General features: G+C 41.2%; 21 protein-coding genes. 7 read left to right on the top strand and 14 right to left on the bottom strand.

Annotated elements, in window-relative coordinates; translation table 11 throughout:
* Positions 1 to 32 precede the first annotated feature (32 nt).
* Positions 33 to 749 (bottom strand): DUF502 domain-containing protein, encoded by a 717-nt coding sequence (locus H3V00_RS02790; protein ID WP_084551932.1) that lies wholly within the window; start codon positions 747 to 749, stop codon positions 33 to 35.
* 432 nt (positions 750 to 1,181) lie between these two features.
* Here H3V00_RS02790 and H3V00_RS02785 point away from each other — a divergent pair, with 432 nt between their 5' ends.
* Positions 1,182 to 3,449, top strand: coding sequence for a DNA internalization-related competence protein ComEC/Rec2 (locus H3V00_RS02785; RefSeq protein WP_084551931.1), 2,268 nt, complete (start codon positions 1,182 to 1,184; stop codon positions 3,447 to 3,449).
* Positions 3,450 to 3,519: 70 nt separating this feature from the next.
* A complete protein-coding gene (locus H3V00_RS02780) occupies positions 3,520 to 3,960 on the top strand; it encodes a hypothetical protein (RefSeq protein ID WP_179300431.1) in 441 nt (146 codons plus the stop codon).
* A 64-nt stretch (positions 3,961 to 4,024) separates the two neighbouring features.
* Here H3V00_RS02780 and lolA read toward each other — a convergent pair whose 3' ends face one another.
* Positions 4,025 to 4,639 carry an outer membrane lipoprotein chaperone LolA gene (lolA, locus tag H3V00_RS02775; protein ID WP_198206490.1) on the bottom strand — a complete coding sequence of 205 codons (615 nt, stop codon included), beginning with the start codon at positions 4,637 to 4,639 and terminating at the stop codon, positions 4,025 to 4,027.
* Positions 4,640 to 4,924: 285 nt separating this feature from the next.
* Positions 4,925 to 5,338, bottom strand: coding sequence for a DUF1090 domain-containing protein (locus H3V00_RS02770; protein ID WP_198206492.1), 414 nt, complete (start codon positions 5,336 to 5,338; stop codon positions 4,925 to 4,927).
* Positions 5,339 to 5,491: 153 nt separating this feature from the next.
* Here H3V00_RS02770 and H3V00_RS02765 point away from each other — a divergent pair, with 153 nt between their 5' ends.
* Positions 5,492 to 6,343: a ferritin-like domain-containing protein gene (locus H3V00_RS02765; RefSeq protein ID WP_198206494.1), complete on the top strand. Its 852-nt coding sequence runs from the start codon at positions 5,492 to 5,494 to the stop codon at positions 6,341 to 6,343.
* Positions 6,344 to 6,386: 43 nt separating this feature from the next.
* Here the strand turns inward: H3V00_RS02765 and H3V00_RS02760 are convergent, their stop codons facing one another.
* The 7 genes from H3V00_RS02760 to H3V00_RS02730 all read right to left on the bottom strand — a co-directional run bounded on the left by H3V00_RS02760 (position 6,387) and on the right by H3V00_RS02730 (position 14,410).
* Positions 6,387 to 7,274: a metal ABC transporter substrate-binding protein gene (locus H3V00_RS02760; protein WP_198206496.1), complete on the bottom strand. Its 888-nt coding sequence runs from the start codon at positions 7,272 to 7,274 to the stop codon at positions 6,387 to 6,389.
* 36 nt (positions 7,275 to 7,310) lie between these two features.
* Positions 7,311 to 8,186: a metal ABC transporter permease gene (locus H3V00_RS02755; RefSeq protein WP_078475598.1), complete on the bottom strand. Its 876-nt coding sequence runs from the start codon at positions 8,184 to 8,186 to the stop codon at positions 7,311 to 7,313.
* Between the two features lie 5 nt (positions 8,187 to 8,191).
* The gene (locus tag H3V00_RS02750) at positions 8,192 to 8,920 is read right to left on the bottom strand and encodes a metal ABC transporter ATP-binding protein (protein ID WP_084565713.1); all 729 of its coding nucleotides are present in this window, start codon (positions 8,918 to 8,920) and stop codon (positions 8,192 to 8,194) included.
* Between the two features lie 191 nt (positions 8,921 to 9,111).
* Positions 9,112 to 10,692 carry an FAD-dependent 5-carboxymethylaminomethyl-2-thiouridine(34) oxidoreductase MnmC gene (gene mnmC / locus H3V00_RS02745; RefSeq protein WP_198206498.1) on the bottom strand — a complete coding sequence of 527 codons (1,581 nt, stop codon included), beginning with the start codon at positions 10,690 to 10,692 and terminating at the stop codon, positions 9,112 to 9,114.
* On the bottom strand, positions 10,689 to 12,818 hold the full coding sequence (locus tag H3V00_RS02740) for an AsmA family protein (RefSeq protein WP_198206500.1): 2,130 nt from the start codon (positions 12,816 to 12,818) through the stop codon (positions 10,689 to 10,691). The genes mnmC and H3V00_RS02740 overlap by 4 nt, the downstream gene beginning before the upstream one ends.
* A gap of 265 nt (positions 12,819 to 13,083) precedes the next feature.
* Entirely contained in the window at positions 13,084 to 13,539 is a 456-nt protein-coding gene (locus H3V00_RS02735; protein ID WP_198206502.1) for a copper chaperone PCu(A)C, read from the bottom strand.
* A 79-nt stretch (positions 13,540 to 13,618) separates the two neighbouring features.
* Complete coding sequence (locus H3V00_RS02730) at positions 13,619 to 14,410, bottom strand: inositol monophosphatase family protein (protein WP_198206504.1); 792 nt, start codon at positions 14,408 to 14,410, stop codon at positions 13,619 to 13,621.
* Between the two features lie 204 nt (positions 14,411 to 14,614).
* Between H3V00_RS02730 and H3V00_RS02725 the strand changes: the two genes are divergently transcribed.
* The 4 genes from H3V00_RS02725 to clpP all read left to right on the top strand — a co-directional run bounded on the left by H3V00_RS02725 (position 14,615) and on the right by clpP (position 18,549).
* Entirely contained in the window at positions 14,615 to 15,448 is an 834-nt protein-coding gene (locus tag H3V00_RS02725; protein WP_232335890.1) for an RNA methyltransferase, read from the top strand.
* Between the two features lie 44 nt (positions 15,449 to 15,492).
* A complete protein-coding gene (locus H3V00_RS02720; RefSeq protein WP_025330706.1) occupies positions 15,493 to 16,359 on the top strand; it encodes a DUF1853 family protein in 867 nt (288 codons plus the stop codon).
* 174 nt (positions 16,360 to 16,533) lie between these two features.
* The gene (gene tig / locus H3V00_RS02715; protein WP_198206506.1) at positions 16,534 to 17,853 is read left to right on the top strand and encodes a trigger factor; all 1,320 of its coding nucleotides are present in this window, start codon (positions 16,534 to 16,536) and stop codon (positions 17,851 to 17,853) included.
* Positions 17,854 to 17,937: 84 nt separating this feature from the next.
* Positions 17,938 to 18,549 (top strand): ATP-dependent Clp endopeptidase proteolytic subunit ClpP, encoded by a 612-nt coding sequence (clpP, locus tag H3V00_RS02710; protein WP_025330704.1) that lies wholly within the window; start codon positions 17,938 to 17,940, stop codon positions 18,547 to 18,549.
* 139 nt (positions 18,550 to 18,688) lie between these two features.
* Here clpP and rodA read toward each other — a convergent pair whose 3' ends face one another.
* From rodA to mreC, 4 genes are read right to left on the bottom strand one after another with little or no spacing between them, the layout of a single operon-like run.
* Positions 18,689 to 19,795, bottom strand: a complete 1,107-nt coding sequence (gene rodA / locus H3V00_RS02705) for a rod shape-determining protein RodA (protein ID WP_025330703.1) — start codon at positions 19,793 to 19,795, stop codon at positions 18,689 to 18,691.
* An 8-nt stretch (positions 19,796 to 19,803) separates the two neighbouring features.
* Positions 19,804 to 21,843: a penicillin-binding protein 2 gene (gene mrdA, locus H3V00_RS02700; RefSeq protein ID WP_025330702.1), complete on the bottom strand. Its 2,040-nt coding sequence runs from the start codon at positions 21,841 to 21,843 to the stop codon at positions 19,804 to 19,806.
* Positions 21,840 to 22,337, bottom strand: coding sequence for a rod shape-determining protein MreD (gene mreD / locus H3V00_RS02695; protein WP_025330701.1), 498 nt, complete (start codon positions 22,335 to 22,337; stop codon positions 21,840 to 21,842). Before mreD ends, mrdA begins: the two co-directional genes overlap by 4 nt.
* Positions 22,330 to 23,220, bottom strand: a complete 891-nt coding sequence (mreC, locus tag H3V00_RS02690; RefSeq protein WP_025330700.1) for a rod shape-determining protein MreC — start codon at positions 23,218 to 23,220, stop codon at positions 22,330 to 22,332. Before mreC ends, mreD begins: the two co-directional genes overlap by 8 nt.
* Between the last annotated feature and the right edge of the window lie 17 nt (positions 23,221 to 23,237).

Here is a 23,237-nt window from a genome sequence, read left to right as displayed (position 1 = left end):
ATTCAGGAATATTATTTCCGGCCAATCATGCATTAATGCGGTTTGGCTGGTTTGTGTAAAGAGAAAATAGCCTGTAATGACTGGTTGTGCGGTGGTTCATCCGGCTGCACCATACCCAGTGAAATAACATATTTCAGTGCATCATCCACGCTCATATCAATTTCGCGGACATCTTTACTGTTAACCATAATATAGTAACCACCTGTCGGATTAGGTGTAGTGGGCACATATACTGAAATATAATTATCTGACGAAGCTTCTTCAGAATGGTGCGGTAAGGCGGATGCCAGTTTATCCGGTATGTGACCTGATACGAATCCGATAGTCCAGATATCTGACTGAGGAAAGGGTACCAGTACGGGTGTTTTAAACGACTGCCGGGAATCTGACAATAGAGATTCAGAAACTTTTTTGACTCCGGAATAAATACTTTTTACGACAGGAATACGTCCCCACAACGCATCCCAGGCAGCGAATATTCTGCGTCCGAGCATATTTGCTGCCAGTAAACCAGTGAAAAATACGACAATAATAGCAAACAGTAAGCCTAAACCATGAATCTTGAATCCCAATATTGCCTGAGGCTGCCAGTGAGCAGGCAGAATGTTGACAAGCTGATCTGCCATGCCAATGATATAGCTAATTACCCAGATTGTTACAATAATAGGTAACCATACCAGCACGCCAGTGAGCATGTATTTCTTTAATGATTTTTTCAGTTTTCCGCCCTCGGCAGGCTGTTGTGCCATAGTGTGATTAAGTCCTTTTAATTAAAGCCGGCTTAAAATTATCAAACTTTATATTATACCCATATTTGTTTGTTTTCACAGCGGCATTACTGAGATTAATTAAATTTAATTCAACAGTACAGATACTGAAAATTCAGATTAGCAAAATAACTGTATATTTTCAAAACAACATATTGGAATTTCATCTTAAACCAGATTAAACAATTTTAATAGAACTGAATAAAACCCGTTAATCGAGTATTAAATTTTTCATCTGCCTGATTTAATTTTATGTATGATTATCTGTCCTGTTATTATCATCTCAGATTTCTATAAATCTAGTATTAAAAGCTTTACGGCCAAAAAATTACAATAACATTTTTAATTTAATTCAGTATAATGTGGTTATAATAATTACAAATAAATATTTATCTGAAATTAACAGCAGCTTGTATGTCAAAAACTCTCGTAGTCAGTGGATGGTTACCGTGGTGGGTAGTGGGTGTTTGCGGTTCTTATCTGCTGCCATCACCAGCGATTTTACCGTGGATATATGCTTTTTTTATTTTGTTAGTCTTCGCATTTTTTACGCGCTGGCAGTTTTTTTTGTTTGGTTGTGCTTTATGCGCCGGAATAATATTTGCATTATGGCGCACGGATAATTTATTACAAAATCAATGGCCACTTACTGATAAAGCAAGTGTGCAAAATATTACGCTTACTGTAAGCGATATCCCGCAATATGAACAGCAACGCAGTCGTTTTGTGGCACAGGTTAAATTACCTGATGGCCGGCAACAGCAATGGCTACTTACTGATTATTCAAAACAACAATGGCCGGCTGGCAGCCGATGGCAAATAAAAGCAAAAGTGCGAGCCATAATCGGTGAAGCTAATAAGGTTGGTTTCAATCGTGAAGCATGGGCACTGGCTAATCATATCAGCGCTCAGGCTACTGTGGTAAAAGGTAAGCGCAAAGCACTTCCGGCTGCGTCCGGCTGGAAGGAAAAGCTCACAAACTGGCGCGTCTGGTGCGGCGGCCGATGGGAAACACAATCTCAGATATATCCGCAGGGGGTAGCATTAATAAAAGCACTTACGGTTGGCGAACAGTCTGCATTACCGGCTGAAGCATGGCAGGTATTCCGTCCTTTGGGTTTAAATCATCTGGTCAGCATTTCCGGCTTACATGTAGGGATGTTAGCCATGCTGGCCGCATGGCTGTGCAGCAAATGCTTACAATATCTCCCTTTTCGGGTTTCACAACCATGGATACTGACACGTGGTGCAGCAGTAATTACTGCGATTGTATACAGTGCTCTGGCCGGATTTGCCGTGCCGACCCAGCGAAGTATGCTAATGATTATCATTCTGGCACTGACGTGGCGGCGGGGGTATTTGCGAGCATTTCAAATTTGGTGGCTGACGATAGCACTTGTATTGCTGTTTGATCCTCTGGCCGTTCTTAGTGTTGGTTTCTGGCTTTCTTTTTTGTTAGTTGCAGTTCTGATGTGGGCAGGAGAAGGTGTAAATCATAAAATTAAATTGTTTCAGTTAGTGCAGGCACAGTGGGCTGCCGGGCTTGCTTCAGTCGTACTGGTAGCTTTCTGTTTTGGTTCAATACCTGTCATATCGCCATTGGTAAATGCTCTGGCCATTCCGTGGTTCACACTGGTTCTGGTACCAATAGCATTATTATCAATGATTGTTCCGTTAGATTTCTTGCGTACTTTTGCTGCATATCTTACCGAAAAAACTATGCAGATACTGTACACAATAGCCGAATATGCGCCGGAATATTATCCCGCACATGCACCATTGGCTATGTGGTTACTGGCGATAATGTCTGTTTTAATTATGTTGCTGCCCCGAGGCTGGCATCTGCGTCCGCTATGCCTGCTAATTTTATTGTTAATGCTTAGTTACCGGCCTCCACGTCCCGCTCAGGGTGAAGCATTAGTTAGAGTATGGGACGTCGGGCAAGGTCTGGCTGTAAGCATTAGTACGGCCGGGCATGAATTATTATTTGATACGGGTACAGCATATGCTGCGCAATCGGTGTTATTACCTAATTTACGCGCAGCCGGTATCAGGCAACTTGATACGCTAGTACTCTCACATAATGATGCTGATCATGACGGGGGTGCTGTACTGATTAAAAAGCAGCTGCAACCTAAAAAAATCATCGCCGGACAAATCAGTGCATATCAGTATCCTGTCCACCCATGTACAGCCGGAGCTAACTGGCAGTGGGACAATGTCTGGTTTGAATTTCTTAATCAGCCAGTAGCAACTAATAAAAAAGGAAAAAATGATTATAGCTGTGTTTTAAGGGTAGTCAGTGCTGATAAAGCCGTGTTGATAACCGGCGATTTAGGTAAAAAAGGCGAGCAGGCCTTGCTAAAAGCTTATGGAGATAAATTATTTAGCCAGATTTTAGTTTTAGGTCATCATGGCAGCCGTTATTCAAGTGATGCTGCTTTTATCCAAACAGTTGCCCCTCAATATGCCGTGGCCAGTGCAGGCTATGCAAATCCTTACGGTCATCCGCATATTCAGGTGCAAGCGTTGCTGGCACAAGAAAATATTAGTCTTTTACGAACAGACCGGATGGGAGGAATACAGTCAATTTTATCCGAACGAAATTTGAGCTGGCAGCCATTACAGGTTTATAAACCATACTGGCAACGAAAACCGATAAAACAAACATCAAGGCTATAACAATTAAATGCCATAATGTCCTGGTGTATAATTATAAGGATCTGAAAGTAATCGGATAAAAGGAATCTGTATGTATTGGCGGAAAATTTGCTATTTAGGCATAGTTGTCTTAGCGCTGGCTGCTTGTGCTACACCTGAACAAAAAGCTGCCCGTCAGGCCGAGCGTGCAGCAGCAGAAAAGGCAGCACAGCAAAAACTGCAGCTGGATCTGGCTGAACAGTGTGATACCCGTACTGCTGAATTAATGCGGGAACAAATGCAAAACCCGACATTTTTATCTGATCCTGCCAATGCCAAATTAGCAGAAGAATACCGGCAAAAAGTTAATTTACCTATTTTTCAGAGTTGTTACAAGCTGGCATGGAATAATTATATTAACAAAATTAAATTGCAGCAGGCACAGAACTGGGCAATGCAGCGCAGATGGGATGATGATATGGACTGGATGATGTTCCGCCCGCGCTGGTGCCGGGGTGTTCATAACGGACGCTCATACGTTTATCGTTGCTGACATCCCGTTAATGAGCAATATAAAACAGGCAGGTACAGGCTGCCTGTTATGCTATTAGTCTATTTTACTGGCTTAATACATCTACACCTTTGGGCGGTGTAAATTTGAACTGATTGCGATTAAACTGCGGATGAGTATTAAGCTGACTGAAAGTAATATTGGTCAGATTACCAAAACTGTCTTTCAGCTGCATATTGGCCAGATTGTCACCACGAAAACCAATACGAATATTCTGATAGCCTGTATCGCTTCGTTTTGGAATGGCCCGAACATAATCAATGCCATTACTGCTGCCATCATCTGTCAAGGTATAATTGGCATTCAACGCTAATTTATTCGAAAGAATAGCTGCCGGAGAATCGCCAATGGTCTGATTCTGAGAGCGCTTGGTTACCTGAGCTAAGTCCTGATCATATAACCAGACAGTTTTACCATCACCAACAATAGTTTGCTTATATGGCTGTGTATATTCCCAGCGGAAAAGTCCCGGGCGCTGAATGGAAAATGTTCCTGAAGTAGTTTGAGTACGCTTTTTACTGTGAACAGTCTGACTGAACTGACCGGAAATACCATCTGTATCGGAATTGAATTTTTGCAGAGTATCAAGACCTCCGGCATAGGCCAGAGTTAAATTGACAGTCATAAAGCCGGTTAGTATTGCTTTACTCAAAATTCGCATTAATTACTCCTTTGATGAACTACTAAAGGATATTTTAGCTGCTCCTGAACAAAGATGAAACTAAATTAAGCTATTAATCTCTGTTTGTATAATTACAATATAAATGAATAATGACAATAGTCTTAACAAATAAGGAATTTGAAAATATCTGGCCAATATATCAATCAATGATGGTATAGGGATTTCTTATTAGTTTACATAAAATTTCTAAGAATTTTCAGAAAATAAATTTGCTAATGAAAAAGCCTTAAGTGAAAAGCTCTTTCATCAGCAATATTGGTGCATTTAATGTTTAGCAGCCTGCTCAAAACGGGCTAAATTCTGTTTAGCCTGTTGAAGCTTTGATGTATTTTCGTTTAATTTATTTTGTAATTCAGCAGTTTTTTCTGTATCTCCTTTAGCCTGAGCCTTGGCCAGTTTACGCTGTGTTTCACTGATTTTGCTGTCTAATTTATTAATTTTCTGAGTGTATTTTTGTCGTAAATCATCATTTGAGCAATTTTGAATGATGTCTGCTTTTTGTGCATTCAGCCGGTTAATTTGCTTTTGATTATGGTTAGCCTGTGCATATTGCAATTGTTTTTCAATCTGTTGCTGTTTTTCTTTACAGGTTTGCCAATTATGATCAGCTAGTGCAGGAATGGAAACTGCTAAAGTCAAAGTTAAAAGAACAGCTTTTGTTGTGCATGAATAATACATTTTAATCCTTTTATATATTAATAAATTGATATTGTAATTCATAATAGCTGATTAAAACCATTAAAATGTTAAATCATATTAAATCGCGGTTTATTTAGCAGCGGCAGGACATGTATACTCAATCATAATTTTGCCATAACGTAACTTCTATATATGTCTATCGTCTTATTACTCGAATCTGCTTTGTTGAGTTGCCAGCCTGAGGAAAAATGTACGCTAAGTTTAACTGCACAACAACTGTGCTTAGATACACCTGCGAATAGTTTGAGAAGGGATGAAACAGGTGAAATAAAAGATTTTCGTCTGGCCGGACATCCACCGAAACCTGAGTTAGTGCCTCCCTCCAGAGTTACAAACAGAAAATTAACTACTATAGAAGGTTATGCAGCTTTGTTGCATGCAGTTTGTCATATTGAATTTAATGCAATCAATCTGGCTTTAGACGCTGCCTACCGATTCAGATTGTTACCGGAAGAGTTCACTCGTGACTGGGTACGGATTGCTGCTGAAGAAGCAAAACACTTTCAGCTTATGCGTCAGCGTTTGCAAGCAACTGGATATGATTATGGTAATTTTTCAGCTCATAATCATTTATGGGATATGGCTTATAAAACTGCATTTGATCCATTACTGCGTATGGCTTTAGTACCCAGAGTACTGGAAGCACGAGGGTTGGATGTAACACCGGGAATGCGTAAGAAAATTGCTCAAAAAGGGGATGATGAAACTTGTGCTGTATTGGATATTATCTATCGTGAAGAAGTAGGGCATGTACGTGCGGGAAATTACTGGTATCAGTATTTATGTAAACAGCGCGGACTTGAGCCACTGACATTATTTCGTCGCTTACTCAGTCGTTATGATTTATTTATTTTTCGCGGCTATGTTAATCTGGAAGCACGGGAGCAAGCCGGTTTTTCCAGTTTTGAACTGGAAATGCTGGAAAATTTTGAGCAAAACCGCCAGACAGATATACACAACTGGCGGCAGGCTTTACAAAATTAAAAACAGCATATAGCCAGCTCTGACTATATGCTTATCTGTAAATTTATTTCATCGCATTGCATAAAGCATTTACATTATAACGGAACATATCGATGTATGTAGCTGCCGGAGCAGCTTTGCTCAGTGCATCAGAATAAAGACGACCGGATATTTTGGTTTGAGTCTCGCTGGCAATACGTTGAACCATCTTCGGATTTTTTATGTTTTCCATAAATATAGCTTTAATATGATCACGCCGGATCTGGCTGATAATAGCGGCAACCTGACGGGCCGAAGGCTCTGCTTCTGTGCTCATACCTTGTGGCGCAATAAATTCAATCCGGTAACGTTTTGCCATATAACCGAAAGCATCATGTCCGGTTAACACTTTTCGTTTTTCTGCAGGCACTGCATTAAACATTTTGCTTGCCCAGTTATTCAATCCGGCAAGTTGTTGCTGATATGCAGTCAGACGCTGCTGATAATAGGCTTTACCTTGCGGATCCACACTAATCAGAGCATTAGCAATGTTGCGTGCATATATTTGCATGAGAACAGGGTCATTCCAGACATGCGGATCGGTATGCTGATGATGTCCGTGACCATCATCAGCCAGCATTAACGGTTTAATATTCTGAGTAACAGTAAACATCGGTACTCGGCTTTGCTGAGCTGCACGTTGCAAAGCAAGAGGTTCAAGCCCCAGTCCATTAAGCAAAATCAGTTTAGCAGTACGCATGTCACGTAAATCTTTACTTACTAACTGATACATATGCGCATCCTGATCAGTACCAATCAGGTTTCGTACCTGTACTCGTTCACCGCCGATTTGCCGTGTAACATCTCCCAGAATACTAAAGCTTGTGATTACCGGTAATGGTGCTGCATGATTTATGCTGGCAAAACCAGTCAGAAATAAAGTTAACAGACAGATAAACAAACCACGTTTCATCAACTAATATCCTAGAATGAGTTTACTGAAAATTTTTCAGGCAATATGATGACGGTGACGTTTATATAACCGCCATAAAATACCGTTTTCACAACCAATAAATAAAGACAGAATATAAACAAAACCACAGCACAAAATAATTGCCGGACCTGAAGGCAGATCTATATAGTAAGAAAGCAGTAATCCGATAAATCCGCATACTATGGCAATACCGGCAGCAATCGTCATCATACCGCCCATTGTTTTATGCCATAGCCTTGCGCTGATAGCCGGTAACATCATCAAGCCTACAGACATCAGGGTGCCTAATGCCTGAAAACCAGCTACCAGATTCAAAACGACAAGTATTAAAAAGATAATATGCCAGAGTGTCCCTTTTCCGTTTACGGCACGCAAAAACAGCGGATCGATACTTTCCAGCATCAGCGGCCGGTAAATAACAGCCAGTACCAGCATGGTTATACTGCTGACTACCGCAACCAAAGTTAAGGCTGCGCGATCAACCGATAAAATTGAGCCGAATAATAAATTCAGTAAATCGACGCTATTACCGCCACGACTGACCAATACCACGCCTAAAGCCAGACAGGTAAGAAAAAAAGCAGCAAAGCTGGCATCTTCACGTACATCGGCAAAGCGGCTGGCCAGACCGGCCAGTAATGCCATCAGTAAACCGGCAATAAAGCCGCCTAAACTCATTGCGGGCAGACTGAGACCGGCAATCATATAACCAGCCGCAGCACCCGGTAAAATTGCATGGCCTAAAGCATCACCAACCAAACTCATGCGGCGCATCATCAGAAAAACCCCTACCGGTGCCGTCCCTAAAGCAAGAAAAACAATAGAGCAGAGTGCATAACGCATAAAATCGTAATCAGCAAAAGGTTCTGTAAGTAAATGGACAATATTCATCAGTTTTACCTGTCACACCACTGGTTTTGTTCATATTGCTGCATAGCTGCCGCCGCCTTTTGCAGATTATTTTCTGTTATGACTTTATCTGTTTTACCTGATGCAATTTTTTCACGGGCAATTAATAGCGTATTGGGAAAATAGGCTTGTACTTGTTCATAATCGTGCAAAACGGTAATAACAGTACATTTTTGTTGCTGCTGATATGTCTTGAGTATATCCAGTAAAGCAAATGTGGTTGACGCATCGACAGCATTAAATGGTTCATCCAGTAATAATACGCTTGCATTCTGAATCAGCATACGCGCCAGCAATATGCGTTGAAACTGGCCGTTGGAAAGCTGGGCAATACTGCGGTCTTTATATTGCAACATCCCTACCTGATTAAGGACATTAAAAATTCGCTGATACATGGCTTTAGATATACTGGCAAAAAAACCGGTTTCATACCATAAACCCATTGCTACCAGTTCAAATACACTCATCGGCTGGCTACGATCAATATCCGACTGCTGAGGCAGATAAGCAATATCGGAGCGCTGCAATTTTCCCCAGCTGATTTGCCCGCTATCAGGGCGAACAAGATGCATAATGGCTTTAAGCAAAGTTGATTTACCCGCTCCGTTCGGACCAAATATAGCCCACATCTCATTCATATTAAAATCAATATTGATATGATGAATAGCAGGGCGATGTCTGTAGCTCACAGTAACATTTTCAAGCTGAATACTCATGATCCGCACACCGCCCATGCATACATTAACCAGAGAAAAACCAGAATCAGGCTTACCCATGACAGACGTTTTATTGCTCCGCAAAGCAAGAGTGAAAACATACTGAGCCTTTAATAACCAATATTAATCAAGAATGTTACTATATAACATTACATAAATGATACCCTATAACATTATATATATGCAAAATGTTACTTAGTCTGTTTAGCAAATGTGAATGATTGGTGATGAGTTAGCATCCTGATGGGTAAACGATTAGGATGTAAAGCCTGTTGTAAGCGTACCGATAAAGGAGAGGGCAAACCAAGAATAGATGCAGCTATAGCTTCAGCGCATAGCGGAGCAGTAATCAATCCACGGCTGCCATGAGCGGTATTGATAAATGCTCCCGGCAGCCATGGACAGGGCTGGGTAAGCGGGTAGTTTTTATCCATACGTAACTGCGCATAATACTTGAACATAGCAGATGTATCGCCAATTGGTCCGGCAACCGGTAAATGATCATAAGCATCACAGCGTATGGCTGCATGTCCCCGCAAATGGCTATCAGAATCTAAGTTTGCTGCAAGATGCGGCATCCATTGGCGTAATTGCTGCCAGTTTTCTTTTTCGTCTTCACTGGTTAAATCATCATTGGTTTGATTGGGATGAAAAGTAGCGCCAAAACACAATTTATCACGCCATTGCGGGGTAATATAACTATTTGCACTCAATGCGCAGTGTGGCTGCACAGCCTCCTGTTTTATACTGGCTGTAGTCGTCTGACCGCGTATTTTATGAAATGGCCATCCGGCTACCGGATACAAAAAATTACTTTCGGCTCCGGCACAAATGACAATATGTGATGCATTAAGTGAAAATACCTCAAGCTGATTCTGACAATCTATCTGCCATAAATCCTTTTGCCGGCAAATGGCATTTACTTTCGTTGTTGTTAATACCTGAATCAGCGGGTGCCTGAGCATATTCTGAATCCAGCTGAGAGGATTAATTGCTGCGCCATAAGGCCACCATAAACCACTATGCGGCAAATCTATACCGGCAATCTGACTGGCTTCTTCCTGTGTAACAGCATGAAATAATTTACTTTGCGGATTTTGATTAGCCAACAGCATATTACGTTGCTGTTCTTTTGAATTGTAATTCAGATGGATAACACCACAATCCAGCCAACCCTGACCGGCAGGCAAACAGTTGCTGAGCAGTGCCCGGCTGTAGCCATAGCCAGCTAGTAGTAGCTCAGTCTGAACCGTAGCATGGGCAGAAATTTTTGCGTATAACAGACCAAGATGGTTGCCTGAGGCTGCGCTGGCAATTGTATGCTGTTCTATAACTGTTACTGCTATACCACGCTTTGCCAGAGCAAAGGCAGTGGCAGCGCCGGCAATACCTGCGCCAATCACCACAACGGATTTAACCGGTAATAAATCCGGCAAGGTAAGCCATGGTTTATATCTGAATTCAGAATAAACGGGCGTCGTACTTGTACAGACTATACCGGGATTAAACTGAACCCATTGTTCATATACATGCGGCTGAATAAAAGTAAATTTTCCTGCATGACGAAATGGATAACTAAATACCGGCTGGTGCTGCCAGAATATCCTGGCTTCAACCCAGAGCTGTACAATAATCTGGCCGGCATGTGATTGTGCAGTTAAAGATTCTGGCCAGTTTTGTGCAATTATTATGATTTCTGCCTGCTCATCACTACCAATCTTCTCAGCCAGTTCATCTGGCTTCGGCCACCCGTGGAAAGTATAAACGCTCATGGCTGACGAGCAGAGGTATGAGTTTCAGAAGAAGAACTGGCTCCCTGATTAAGCCATAACCATTGCTGCTGTAATGTTTGCCGCAAACTGTCCTGTTTTTGTTGTGAAGTGTGTAAACCAGCAGTCAGTTTCTGATAATCAATAGTAAAGGAAGGGCGGCTAAAAGTGCCATTAATGCGTAATGGCAGTAAATTTTGCTGCTGGGCACGCCGGGTAGCAATCAGCACATTATAATCCATTTGCTGCTGTAACCATTTAACACTACCCACACCTTTAATATCAAAGTTATCAGCATGCAATTCTATTCGTCCGTTTTTACTATTACCCTTCTCTACCGGAATAAACAGCTTAATAATACGGAATGGTGTTTGGCTGGTTTCATTGTAAGCAACGGTAGTCTGATTTTCACCGTTTTGCAGAATATTATTGATATCGATCCCATTCCAGAAACCCTGATGGATTTGTAATTTAGCATTACCAGTCAGAGTCGACAGCCATTGATTACGGTTAATTCCATTACCATGTAACTCAAAATCGGCATCTGCAGTTCCATCAAGGTTATGCCAGCCAAATGTATCCTGAAGAAAAGATTTAATCTGCACATTATTTACATGTTGCTGAATTTTCCAGCTCAAAGGATTGGCATTACTAATCTGTAACATTCCCTGAGTGTTTCCGCCATACATCTGAATACTGAATGGTTGCAGTGTAAAATTATGCGCATCGATTGAAAGATTGGTTTTCAGCTGATTCAGCTGCACTTTATGCGTCTGCAAAGAATCAATATTAAGCAGGGTATTAACAGAACGGTTCTTAAACCAGTTTTGCCACAACTTTTGCCAGTCAGACGGAAGTATACCGGTAGTATTATCTGTATACGGGCGCAGATTTAGCTGAACAAGATGAATATTTCCATTCACTTTTCCTGAATTTTTATCACTTTGGTAATTTAAATTAATATCCACAGGCTGATTATCGAATAGACCTTGTAATACTAACTGTGCATTTCCGTTGTCATCTCCATGAAGGCTGCCAGTTAGATCACTGATAAACCGCGAATTGGGCAGAGCATTAACAGCATCCTGATGGCTGTTAACCGATAAATTACTAATTTTCCAATGTCGCATATCCAGCCAGTTTAACTGACCACTCACGGTTAAAGCAGTTTGATATAAATGACTTTGCCAGCCGCTATCAATCTGAAATTGTGATAAAGACCATTGATTCTGTATCCAGCTAGTATTACTGGCTGATAAAGTTGCATTAATCTCATTATCACCAATTTGTGCTGTAGCCACACCGTTCAATTGAGGTAATAAGAGTTTAGCCCAACCAAGTTGCCAGTTCTGGCCATTACCTGAAATATGCAACTGATTATGCTGACTGTGCCATTGCCATTGGACAGCAGTTGTCTGAAAAAGCTGCTGCTGAGGCAGCCAGCGCGCATCAAAATGCCATTGGCCATTACTATCGCCCAAAGAAGGTAGTTTAGTTTTTACTTCAAGATTGACATCCTGCCATTGCATAACCGCATCAGGACGGTAAACAGCACTTAGTTGACATTGCATAGTCTGCATGTATTGGCCGCTGAGCGTCCCATCCAGTTTAAGCAAACTGTTATTACCAAGATTATGCCATTGTAAATTTAGCTGATTAATTTTCTGAATATTTTGTCCGTCATTGATACGGAGGCTGGCATTTTCCAAAATAAAGCGATTAATTTTCAATTGATTATTTTTATGTTGTTGTTCCCATAAATCGCTCAGATTCCATTGCCCCTGACTATCTCTAACAAGATTAACGTGTGCATTTGTAAGCTGTAATTTTTCAATTGTCATGCGACCAAACAAACTTTGCCACCCTAAACCAATTTTCATATCATCAATATGAATATCGTCTGCTTTGCTGAATTTATTTTTAATACGTACATTGTGCAAAGTAACTGTCGGGCGTGGAAACATAGCACGGTTTATATCCTGGTCAAAAACAACCTGATGGCCACTATTTGCCATCATGGCATTTGCCCGTTTATTAATTTCTTCTGCATTAAATAAATAATGCAAAACGGCTATATCAATGGCCAGAAAAAGGATAATGCTCAGGCAGCTGAATACGATCAGCTTCAACCAAAATTTGCCTGAATGCAATAAGGAAATCATATTGAATTAAAATTGGATTATTCTCAAAAACTTTGTTCTGATTTATCATCAGAACAAAGAAACAAAATGTATTTTTATATAAAACAAATTCAATCAATAAAATAAAAATATCCTACTGATTAAATTAGAAGCCAACAATCAGCTTAGTCAATTAAGTAAACGAATCTATTGAAAGACCAGAGATTGTAAGATAAAGATAAATGCCAGCCTGTTTAACAGACTGGCTGCAAATCTAATGATGCATATGATGATTATCTGAACCAGAAGAACCGACACTGACAGGAACATTAAGCATTAACGGTTTAGCATAACGAAAAGTTAAACGCACCGGAATTGTTGTCCCTTTTACTAAGGGCTTTTTTAAACCCATTAACATAATATGCATTTTTCCCGGTTGAAGCTGCGTCACCTTACCGGCAGGCAAGGGCAGACCTTGCGGTAAAGGGCGCATTTTCATAACGCCATCTACATCGGTTGTTTCATGCACTTCACCAGACATTGCCACCGGGCTGGATACACTCAGTAAAACATCATCTTTACCTGAATGATTATCCAAATCCATAAATACACCACTGGAAGACATTCCCGGCACACTGAACCGTGCCCATGCATGATTAGCAGCAATACCTTGTGCCAATACCAAACCTGCATATGAAGCCAATAAAGTCGAAAACAAAATTTTTTTCATAATTATCATCTTTATAAAAGCAGATATAAAATTTGTTGTACCCGAATGACCTTAACCGGAGCAATTTGCCATAAAAACATTATACAGCTAAATGCGGAGCAATAATTTGTAAAAGCTGGGCAAGAATTTTGGGATTTGCAGCAACAATATCCCCACTATCCAACCAAGTTTGTTCACCATGCATATCAGTAACAATACCGCCAGCTTCCTGCACAATCAGAGCACCACCGGCAATATCCCAGGGTTTCAGGTTAAACTCAAAATATCCGTCAACTCTGCCGCAGGCAACATTACATAAATCCAGAGCAGCAGAACCTTCTCTGCGACCACCGGCTGTTTTAGCCAGTACGTCTTTTAAAATTGCCAGATAAGTATCCATCATGCTTTGGTCAACAACTGGAAAACCTGTGGCTATCAGGCTGCGCAATAAGTCACTTCGATTGCTAACCCGAATACGTTTATCATTAAGCAAAGCACCCTGACCCCGGCTGGCAACATATAAATCATTCTGTTCCGGTGCATAAACCAGTGCTTCGGCTAAAGTACCTTTATGCAGCAAAGCCATAGAAATAGCGTACTGTTTATGTCCGTGTAAATAATTGGTTGTACCGTCCAGCGGATCAATAATCCATTGATATTCCGCATTAGTATTACCTAAATGACCAACCTCTTCACTCAAAACAGCATGATGAGGATAGACTTCCTGAATAGTGTTAACAATAATATGCTCAGCCTCACGGTCTACATCTGAAACAAAATCATTAGCAGCTTTGTTATCAATTTTAATGTTATTTAAATTGCTGCTGGCGCGATGCATCATTTGGCCGGCTTTGCGTGCTGCTTTCCACGCAGTAGTTAATATAGGATTCATGCTAATTCTCGAGATAGGGCTTAAAAGCTAAAACAGATATACAATGGGTATTTTAAAGAACAAATGCCGCATAGAAACACTGCGGCAATATAAACAGAATATTGCCAATTATACGACAAAAAGTGTTTTTGCCAAAATTATGCTCTCATAGCAGATTGAGGGGTCTGATTTTGCTATAATATGCAGAATTTCTGCATTCAGCAGATGTCTGTATTAATCACTGATATGAATAAACCTGTTCTACCGGATTTTCTCAACAACATTACTATTGTACTTAGCCGAACCAGTCATCCTGCCAATATCGGATCTGCAGCAAGAGCCATGAAAACAATGGGTTTAACCAGACTTACTCTTGTTGCACCGAATTTGATGCAAACACCGATGACATCTGAACCTGCTAAGTTCGATTATGCCAATCCAGCTGCATTTGTATTACCTGAAGAAAGCTTTATCCTGGCCTCAGGTGCTCGTGATGTACTGGAAAATGCACGGATTGTCGCTACACTGGATGATGCTCTTGCAGATACTACTTTATCTTGTGCCTTAACCAGCCGGCGGCGTGAGTTGTCCGCTCCGCTACATACCCCGCGGGAAATCATGCCCTCATTAATTTCGGTAGCCGGTACAGGTCAGCAAATAGCACTGGTATTTGGAAATGAAACTTTTGGATTAAGTATAGATGAAGTTCAAAGTTGCAATCGTCTGATTACTATTAATGGTAATCCGGATTATTTTTCTCTTAATCTGGCCCAGGCGGTGCAAATTATATGTTATGAATTGTTCAGCCATGTTGATATCAGCATGACACATCTAAAACAAGAACAGAATCTGGCTACTCATCAGCAAACAAGCGGTATGGTAGAACATTTACAACAGGTAATGAATTTGGCCGGCTTCTTTAACCGGCGCAATGAAAAAAGGCTGATGCGACGCATGGCTGCAATGTTCGACCGTGCACAGTTAAGCACAGAAGATATCGATGTCTTGCGCGGATTCTACAATACTGTTAGTCAGCAATTACAAAAAAATCAAAATTAGTATTATATTGTAAATATTTGTCTGCAAAAGAAAAGGGTGCCAGTATGAATTATTCTTCAGATCCGATTTGGTGGCGTTTAAAAAAAACGATCGTACGCGATCTGGCCAGTCTGTTAACGGCACCACCTCCATGGATATCATCTGCCGAGATACCAGTTTCAGTACTATTGGGAGATGAAGGATTCCGATTTTTACTTTCTCTGGATGAGCAGCCTGAAAGCCTGTATTTATTTCTGAAAAAACATGGCGGATATCAGAGCCGCCTGGGCATTTATGCAGAACGTTTACTCAGGTATTGGTTTTTACATGCTCCGCACAGCAGACTGATTGCACATAATGTGCAGGTTCAGCATAATCAGCAAACATTGGGGGCTTTCGATTTTATCGTACAGTTAAACGAAAGTATTTACCATCTGGAGTTAGCAACTAAATATTATGGCAGCCGGTCAAATCAACTTGAAAACTTTACCGGTCTGAATCCGACTGACCAGCTTATTAATAAAATGCATAAAATCCAGCAGCAGCTCAGGTTAAGCACGGAGCCTGCTGCTGAAAATATCCTGAAAGATTTATCTTTGGAGCATGAGCAATTGCAACATGCCAGCATTATTCGCGGTATGCTGTTTATGCCTGAACCACAGCAACAATTGCCAGCACCATTAAATTCTTTGAGCTGGCAAGGGTATTATGTAGAAAACTGGGATGAATTTAAATGCTCAGAAAATAGTCGTTTTTATGTACTTGACCATTTATCTTTTCTGTCTCCTGCACGCATCAGTAGTAATGCTATAGTTACCTTCAATCAGATTAAGCAAATCCGCCAGGGTATGGTTGCAGTGGTTGAAGAGCGTGCAGACGGCTGCTGGCATGAAGTGCAGCGTATAATGAAAACAAATTGTAAAAACAACTAAACATGAACAGCAGTAAGTGTTTTTATCACTACATAGGTTTTTGTAAGGGCTTATGGTACACTTGCCATTTAATTTTTGTCTGCATGAGTAAATGCCCGTGTGCGTACAGCCCAAAAGCAGTAGCTTAAGACAAATGAAACCAAAATCAGATCAACTGACATCTAAGGGTTTACGATGAGCGTAACAGTAGAAAAATTAGATAATTTAGAGCGTAAAATCATTTTGGCTCTGAACTGGGAAGACATCAGAGCAAAAGTCAACGCACGCATGAAAGTAGCACAGAAACGTGCCCGTGTTGATGGCTTTCGTCCCGGTAAAGCACCGCTGAGAATAATCGACTCTATGTACGGCTATGGTATTCGTGATGAAGTATTGAACGAAATGACCCATAAAGCATTTGAAGATACCATTGTAGCTGAAAAACTAAAAGTTGCTGGCCTGAAAAGCCTGACTGCTTTGGAAGATGCCGATCAGGATGATGAAAAAGTTTATAAAATTGCCGTAGTATTTGAAGAATTTCCAGAAATCAAAGTCGGTGATTTAAGTAATCAGGAAGTAACGAAGTTCAGCACTGAAATCGGTGATGCAGAAATAGATAAAACTGTTGATATTCTGCGCCAGCAGCGTACCCGTTTTAATCATGTTGAACGTGAGGCACGTGAAGGCGATCGGGTTATTATTGATTTTGCCGGCAAAATTGACGGTGAAGCCTTTGCTGGCGGTACTGCTGAAAATTATCCGTTTATGCTGGGCAAAGGCCAGATGCTGCCGGATTTTGAAGCAGGTATTGCTGGCATGAAAGAAGATGATGTAAAAGAAGTTGCCGTTACTTTTCCGGAAGATTACCAAAGTAAAGAGCTGGCAGGAAAAACTGCAAATTTCACTATTACTCTGAAAAACGTTTCTGAAGCAGTTCTGCCCGAAGTAAATGAAGAATTTGCCAAGTCACTTGGTATTGAAGATGGTGATGTCGAAAAAATGCGTGCTGAAATCAAAAAAAATGTCAGCCGTGAAGTAAACCGTCGCGTTAGCGAAATGACTAAAGACAGTGCAATTAATGCATTACTGGCTGCAACACCGATTGAAGTACCTTCCTCACTGATTACAGAAGAAGCTAAAAGCATGGCAGCAAGAATGAAAGAAAATTTTGCTGCTCAAGGTATGGATCAGAAAGATCTGGAATTACCTCTGGACATGTTTAACGAACAGGCCAGTCGTCGTGTTGCCATCAGCCTGATTATGGGTGAATTGGTTCGTGAAGGAAAGCTTGAGCCATCAGAAGAGCAGGTGCGTAACGTTATTAACGAATTTGCTGATAGCTATGAAGATCCGCAGGAAGTTATCGACTGGTACTACAGCGACAGAAAAAATCTTCAGGCACCTACTTCCTTAGCCATTGAGCAGAATGTTGTTGATTATGTATTAGGCAAAGCAAAAGTGACTGATAAAGTACTGACTTTTGATGAAGTGATGGGTCAGCAGGCCCAAGCCTGAATGTAAAATACATAATCTGTATGACCAAGCACCGAAGTGGTTGTAAAGCTGCTTAGGTGCTTTTATTTCAACTGAGGAAAAAATATGTCACATATTGAAAATCTGGGTCTGGTACCTATGGTAGTAGAACAGAGCGGCCGCGGAGAACGTGCATACGACATTTATTCACGCCTGCTTAAAGAGCGCATTATTTTCATGGTAGGGCCCGTTACCGATGAGACTGCCAATCTGGTGGTTGCCCAGTTATTATTTCTGGAAAGCGAGAATCCTGATAAGGATATTTCTCTTTACATTAATTCTCCGGGCGGCTCAGTTACAGCGGGCATGTCAATTTTTGATACGATGAATTTTATTAAGCCCGATGTAGCAACTTTGTGTCTGGGACAGGCCGCCAGTATGGGTGCCTTTTTACTTTCTGCAGGGGCTAAAGGAAAACGCTTTGCCCTACCTAATAGCCGCGTCATGATTCACCAGCCGCTTATCAGTGGCGGATTAGGTGGTCAGGCCTCAGACATCGAAATCCACGCGCGTGAATTACTTAAACTGAAAAAACAGTTAAATGAGCACCTTGCCCGTCATACCGGACAGAAGCTTGAACAAATTGAAAAAGATACCGATCGTGATAATTTCATGTCAGCTGAAGAAGCTAAAAAATATGGTTTGATAGATGAAGTACTAGTCCACAGGCCTAAATAGAATTTTTAGAAGCAGACATTTAGATAGTATATCTACTACAATAAAAAACGAAACCTTCGAACAAGGTTTCGTTTTTTATTGTAGTATTTATAACATGTAAGCTAACAATATTTTTTATCTTAAACAAATAAGTAGAATATTATTGTTTACGCTGATTGCTTATACCCATCAGCATAGCTAAGATTACCATTACCGATAACGTAGCTGTACCACCATAGCTTACCAATGGTAAAGGCACTCCTACCACAGGTAAAATCCCGCTAACCATACCCATATTTACAAATGCATAGCAAAAAAGGGTCATGGTTAATGCTCCAGCCAGGGTTCGGCAATATAAGGTTGGCGCTTTAAAGGTTATATAAAGGCCGCGCACAAGAATAAACGTATATACGGTTACCAGTAAAATATTTCCTATCAGGCCAAACTCTTCTCCAAACACTGCAAAAATGAAGTCTGTAGTTGATTCAGGAATATAATCTAAATGTGTTTGCGAACCTTCTAACCATCCTTTGCCCCATATTCCGCCAGAACCAATTGCTGTCATAGATTGGAGAATATGGTATCCGGCACCCAGCCGGTCTTTAGTTGGATCCAGTAAAGTCAATACACGCATACGCTGATAATCATGCATACCGTAATTCCAGATCAATGGCAGCATGGCAACGAAACCAATAATTGCTGAAATGATGACTTTCCACGGTAAACCGGCAAAAAATATCACAAACAGACCTGAAGCCATAATCAGAGTAGCAGTCCCCAAGTCCGGCTGTTTTAAAATCAGTGCTACCGGAATGAATATCAGTACGAAAGCAATAATATAATGATACCAGCGAATATTACTTTCATTTTTCTGAAAGTACCACGCAATCAGCATCGGTACGGCAATTTTCATAATTTCTGAAGGCTGAATACGGGCTATACCAACATTCAGCCATCGTGTAGAACCATTTACCGTAATTCCGGCAAAATGTACCCCAATCAATAGCAAAATCCCCAAACAATATGCAGGTAAAGCAAAATTACTTAATATCTGAGGAGGAGTACGCGCAATAACCCAAAGTAAGATAAAACTTAGAATAGTATGCAGGGTCTTATTTTCAAGCTGACCAAAATCCTGACCGTCGGCAGAATAGAGCAAAAACAAACTCATTACATAAATAATCAACATGGCATAAAAAAGCCATACATCCATAGGTGCCCAAAGTTTGATCCAGAGACGTTTAAACCATTTTTGTTCATTGATCATTGTTTATCTCACAGGCCTGGCTGAGGACGATAAGCACGCAATAACGGAGGTAAGTCAGTCTGACTATGCTCATTATGTTGTTTTGCATCCATCATGGCATTATTGGATAAATCATTCACCGGTAAGTCTGCAGAATTAGCTGCTTCTTTTGCACTAGGGAGATTTTTTAATTTCAAAAGATAAAAATCAGCTAATTGACGAGCCAGAGGGGCTGCTGTAGCACCCCAACCATTGTTTTCAAGAATAACTGCAATCGCTATCTGTGGCTTATCTGCAGGCGCGAATGCAATAAACCATGCATGGTCTCTCAGCTGTAGTTTTAATGCTGCCGCATTATAACGTGCACCTTGTTTAATCTGTACGACCTGAGCAGTACCGGTTTTGCCGCCCATAGTATAAGCCAGCCCAGAACCTACTGCCGCAGCCGTACCACCCGGTTTTAATACTTTTTGCATAGCATCTTTAACATATTCAAAATTGCCACGTTTGAAAGGGACAGTTCTAACTGGTTGCGGGTCGATTAAAGTCATTTTTTTCGAATTATGGTCAAGTAATGCCTGAACCAGATGAGGGCGGTAAACCACACCATCATTACTGAGAATTGCTGTAGCAAAAGCCATCTGCAGAGGAGTATACGCATTATAGCCCTGACCGATGGCCATGCTCACACTATCAGCCGGCTGCCATACGCGTGCCTGAGGTTTAGAGCGGGCAAATCTTTTTTCTTTCCAAGCGCGTGTTGGCAATACACCAGCATATTCATGATTTATATCAATACCCGTCTGCTTACCAAGATTAAACTCAGCTAAATAAGGTGACATACGATCCACCCCCATTTCATAGCCCAGACGGTAAAAAAATGTATCTGACGAAACCTGAATAGCTTTATTCAGATTGGCTGATCCATGGCCACCTCGCGCAGCATCCCTAAACTGATGGGTTGATCCGGGAATACTCCAAAACCCCGGAGCAGGTAAAACTGTACTCTGAGTCAGTTTGCCACTTTCCAAAGCAGCCATTGCCAGAAAAGGCTTAAATGTAGATCCGGGAGGATACATACCCTGAGTCGCACGATTTAAAAGCGGGTGACGCCAGTCTTCATTCAGACTTTTCCACGTATCAGTATCGATTCCATCAATAAACAGATTCGGGTTATAGCTGGGTTTGGATACCATAGCCAGTATCGCACCCGTTTGCGGATTAATAGCAACTAAAGCACCACGTTTATCACCCATCAACCGGTCTGCTTCTTGCTGTACACGGATATCGAGTCCCAGACGAAGCGTTTGTCCGGGCACTGCCGGCACTGTTTTAATAGTACGAACAATATGTCCCTGCGCATCCTTTTCAACTTCACGATAACCCGGAATACCATGTAATTGGCGTTCATAGTATTCTTCCAGCCCCATTTTTCCTATATGAGTGCTACCACGATAAAGTGTTGTCAGTTCAGCTTTGTCGAGAGCTGCCATATCGCGGTCGCTGATCCGGCCGATATAGCCTACGATGTGAGCAAGTAATTCGCCATAAGGATAATCGCGAAATGTTCGCGCATTAATTTCAACACCCGGAAAACGATAAAGTTCAGCCGCCAGACGGCTGGCTTCTTCCATTGTTAACTTAAGTTTTAAAGGTACTTTTTCATAAGAACGGTATTCTGCCCGGAATTTATTAAACCGCTTCATATCGCTGGGGGTAATGTCCACATAGTTGCGCAAGGCATTAATTGTATCTTCGAGTTTACCCGGTATCTGATTAGGGGTTATCTCAAGAGAATAAGCCGGATAATTATGTGCCAGTACCACGCCATTAACATCAACTATTTCTCCACGAATGGGTGGTGTAGGAATTAATGAGATACGATTATTAGTAGCGGCAATGACATATTCATCATATTTGATTACTTGCAAGTATACAAACCTGGCAATCAGCATAGAAAAACAAATAATAATCAAAGCAAAGGCTACTGCAATCCGTAAACCGAGATCGCCATTTTGCGCAGGTTTAGATACACGCTTTTTTTTAGTTCGGAATTGCAGTGCTTTCATAGACGTCTTGAATAGGCGAGATAAAGCATGAATTTAGATAAAAGAGGCCAGAGCAGAGCACTGATAAATGGTGAAACAAACAGATTCCAGCCACTAAACTGATGGGTAGAAAAGAAGTGTACAACGACTAAAATCAGAGTCATTAGCATCAGACTGCCGAAAATAGTCAGAGCCTGGTAAGCATAAGAATAACCAAGCATCTGATGCCTGTTTTGTTCAATCAAATAGACAGCTGCCATCAAGCCTAATGCATGTTGCCCGAACGGAGTACCAATTCCCACATCCAAGAGCAGTCCTAATACAAAAGCCATACCGATACCGATATTTTGTGGTCGGTGCAAGCTCCAATACAATGTCATCATGGCTGTAAATGCAGGTAGGCAGCCAGCCAGAGGCTGAGGAAACGGAATCAGATCCAGAAATAATGCAATTACTAAGCTTAGTACAATAAGCCTTTTTCTGGTATGGCGGTGCAAGCTGTCAACTTCAGTCATGATTGATGGATAAAGTATTAGTGGCTGTTGCATCAGCATAATGATCAACTATCTGCGCATGCTTTTGCGGGATAACCAGCACAAAATTACTATTGCGCAGTTGCGCTACAGGTTCAATTTGTGTCCGGTAATAGGGTGAACCATTACCACTCTGCGCTTGTATGACAGTGGCAATAGGTATTCCGGCAGGATAAATACTATCCATGCCTGAAGTAACCAGTAAATCATTACGTAACAGGCTGGCATTAGCCGGAAAGTAACGCAGATCCAAACTACCTGAACGGCCATAAACCAGTGTGCGTACTCCAGTACGCATTACCATCGCCGGAATAACTGCATTACTATTGGTAATTAGTGTCACTTCAGAACTCAATGGCTGAACAGCTGTAATCTGACCAATCAGACCATGTTCATCACTTACGGCATCACCCTGTCGAATTTGATGATGACTGCCTTTATCTATAATGAAGCGGTCAGTCAGCGGATTAGTATCACTTGATACAATCTGTGCAACCTGTGCCTGAGGTAATGCTGCTTTCTGAAGCTGAGTCAGATGATCAAGACTGATTACTGATTTTAACTGTACGTCACGCTGACTAATTTGTAATTTAAGCTGCGCATTTTGAGCCTTCAACAATTTGTTTTCATCGCTCAGATTCTGCTGCTTTTCGAGAAACACCATACCATTAGATACAGCATTAACCGGCTGCATAGCCAGCCACTGTAACGGATATAATGCCGTACCGATATAATTGCGGCTAATTTTAACCACATCATACCGGTTATCAAGCAACAGCAATACAACTGCTAACAGCGACAGTACAACCAGTTTACTGGTACTGCGCAGACCATTGTGTACAAAATTGAGTGAAGGCTCTGCCATTATTATCTTATATCTGA

This window comes from Snodgrassella sp. W6238H11 (assembly GCF_016100525.1).
In the GTDB taxonomy this organism is placed as follows: domain Bacteria; phylum Pseudomonadota; class Gammaproteobacteria; order Burkholderiales; family Neisseriaceae; genus Snodgrassella; species Snodgrassella alvi.
Note: the sequence above shows the minus strand (reverse complement) of the source record. Positions and strands in the feature narration are given on the sequence as shown.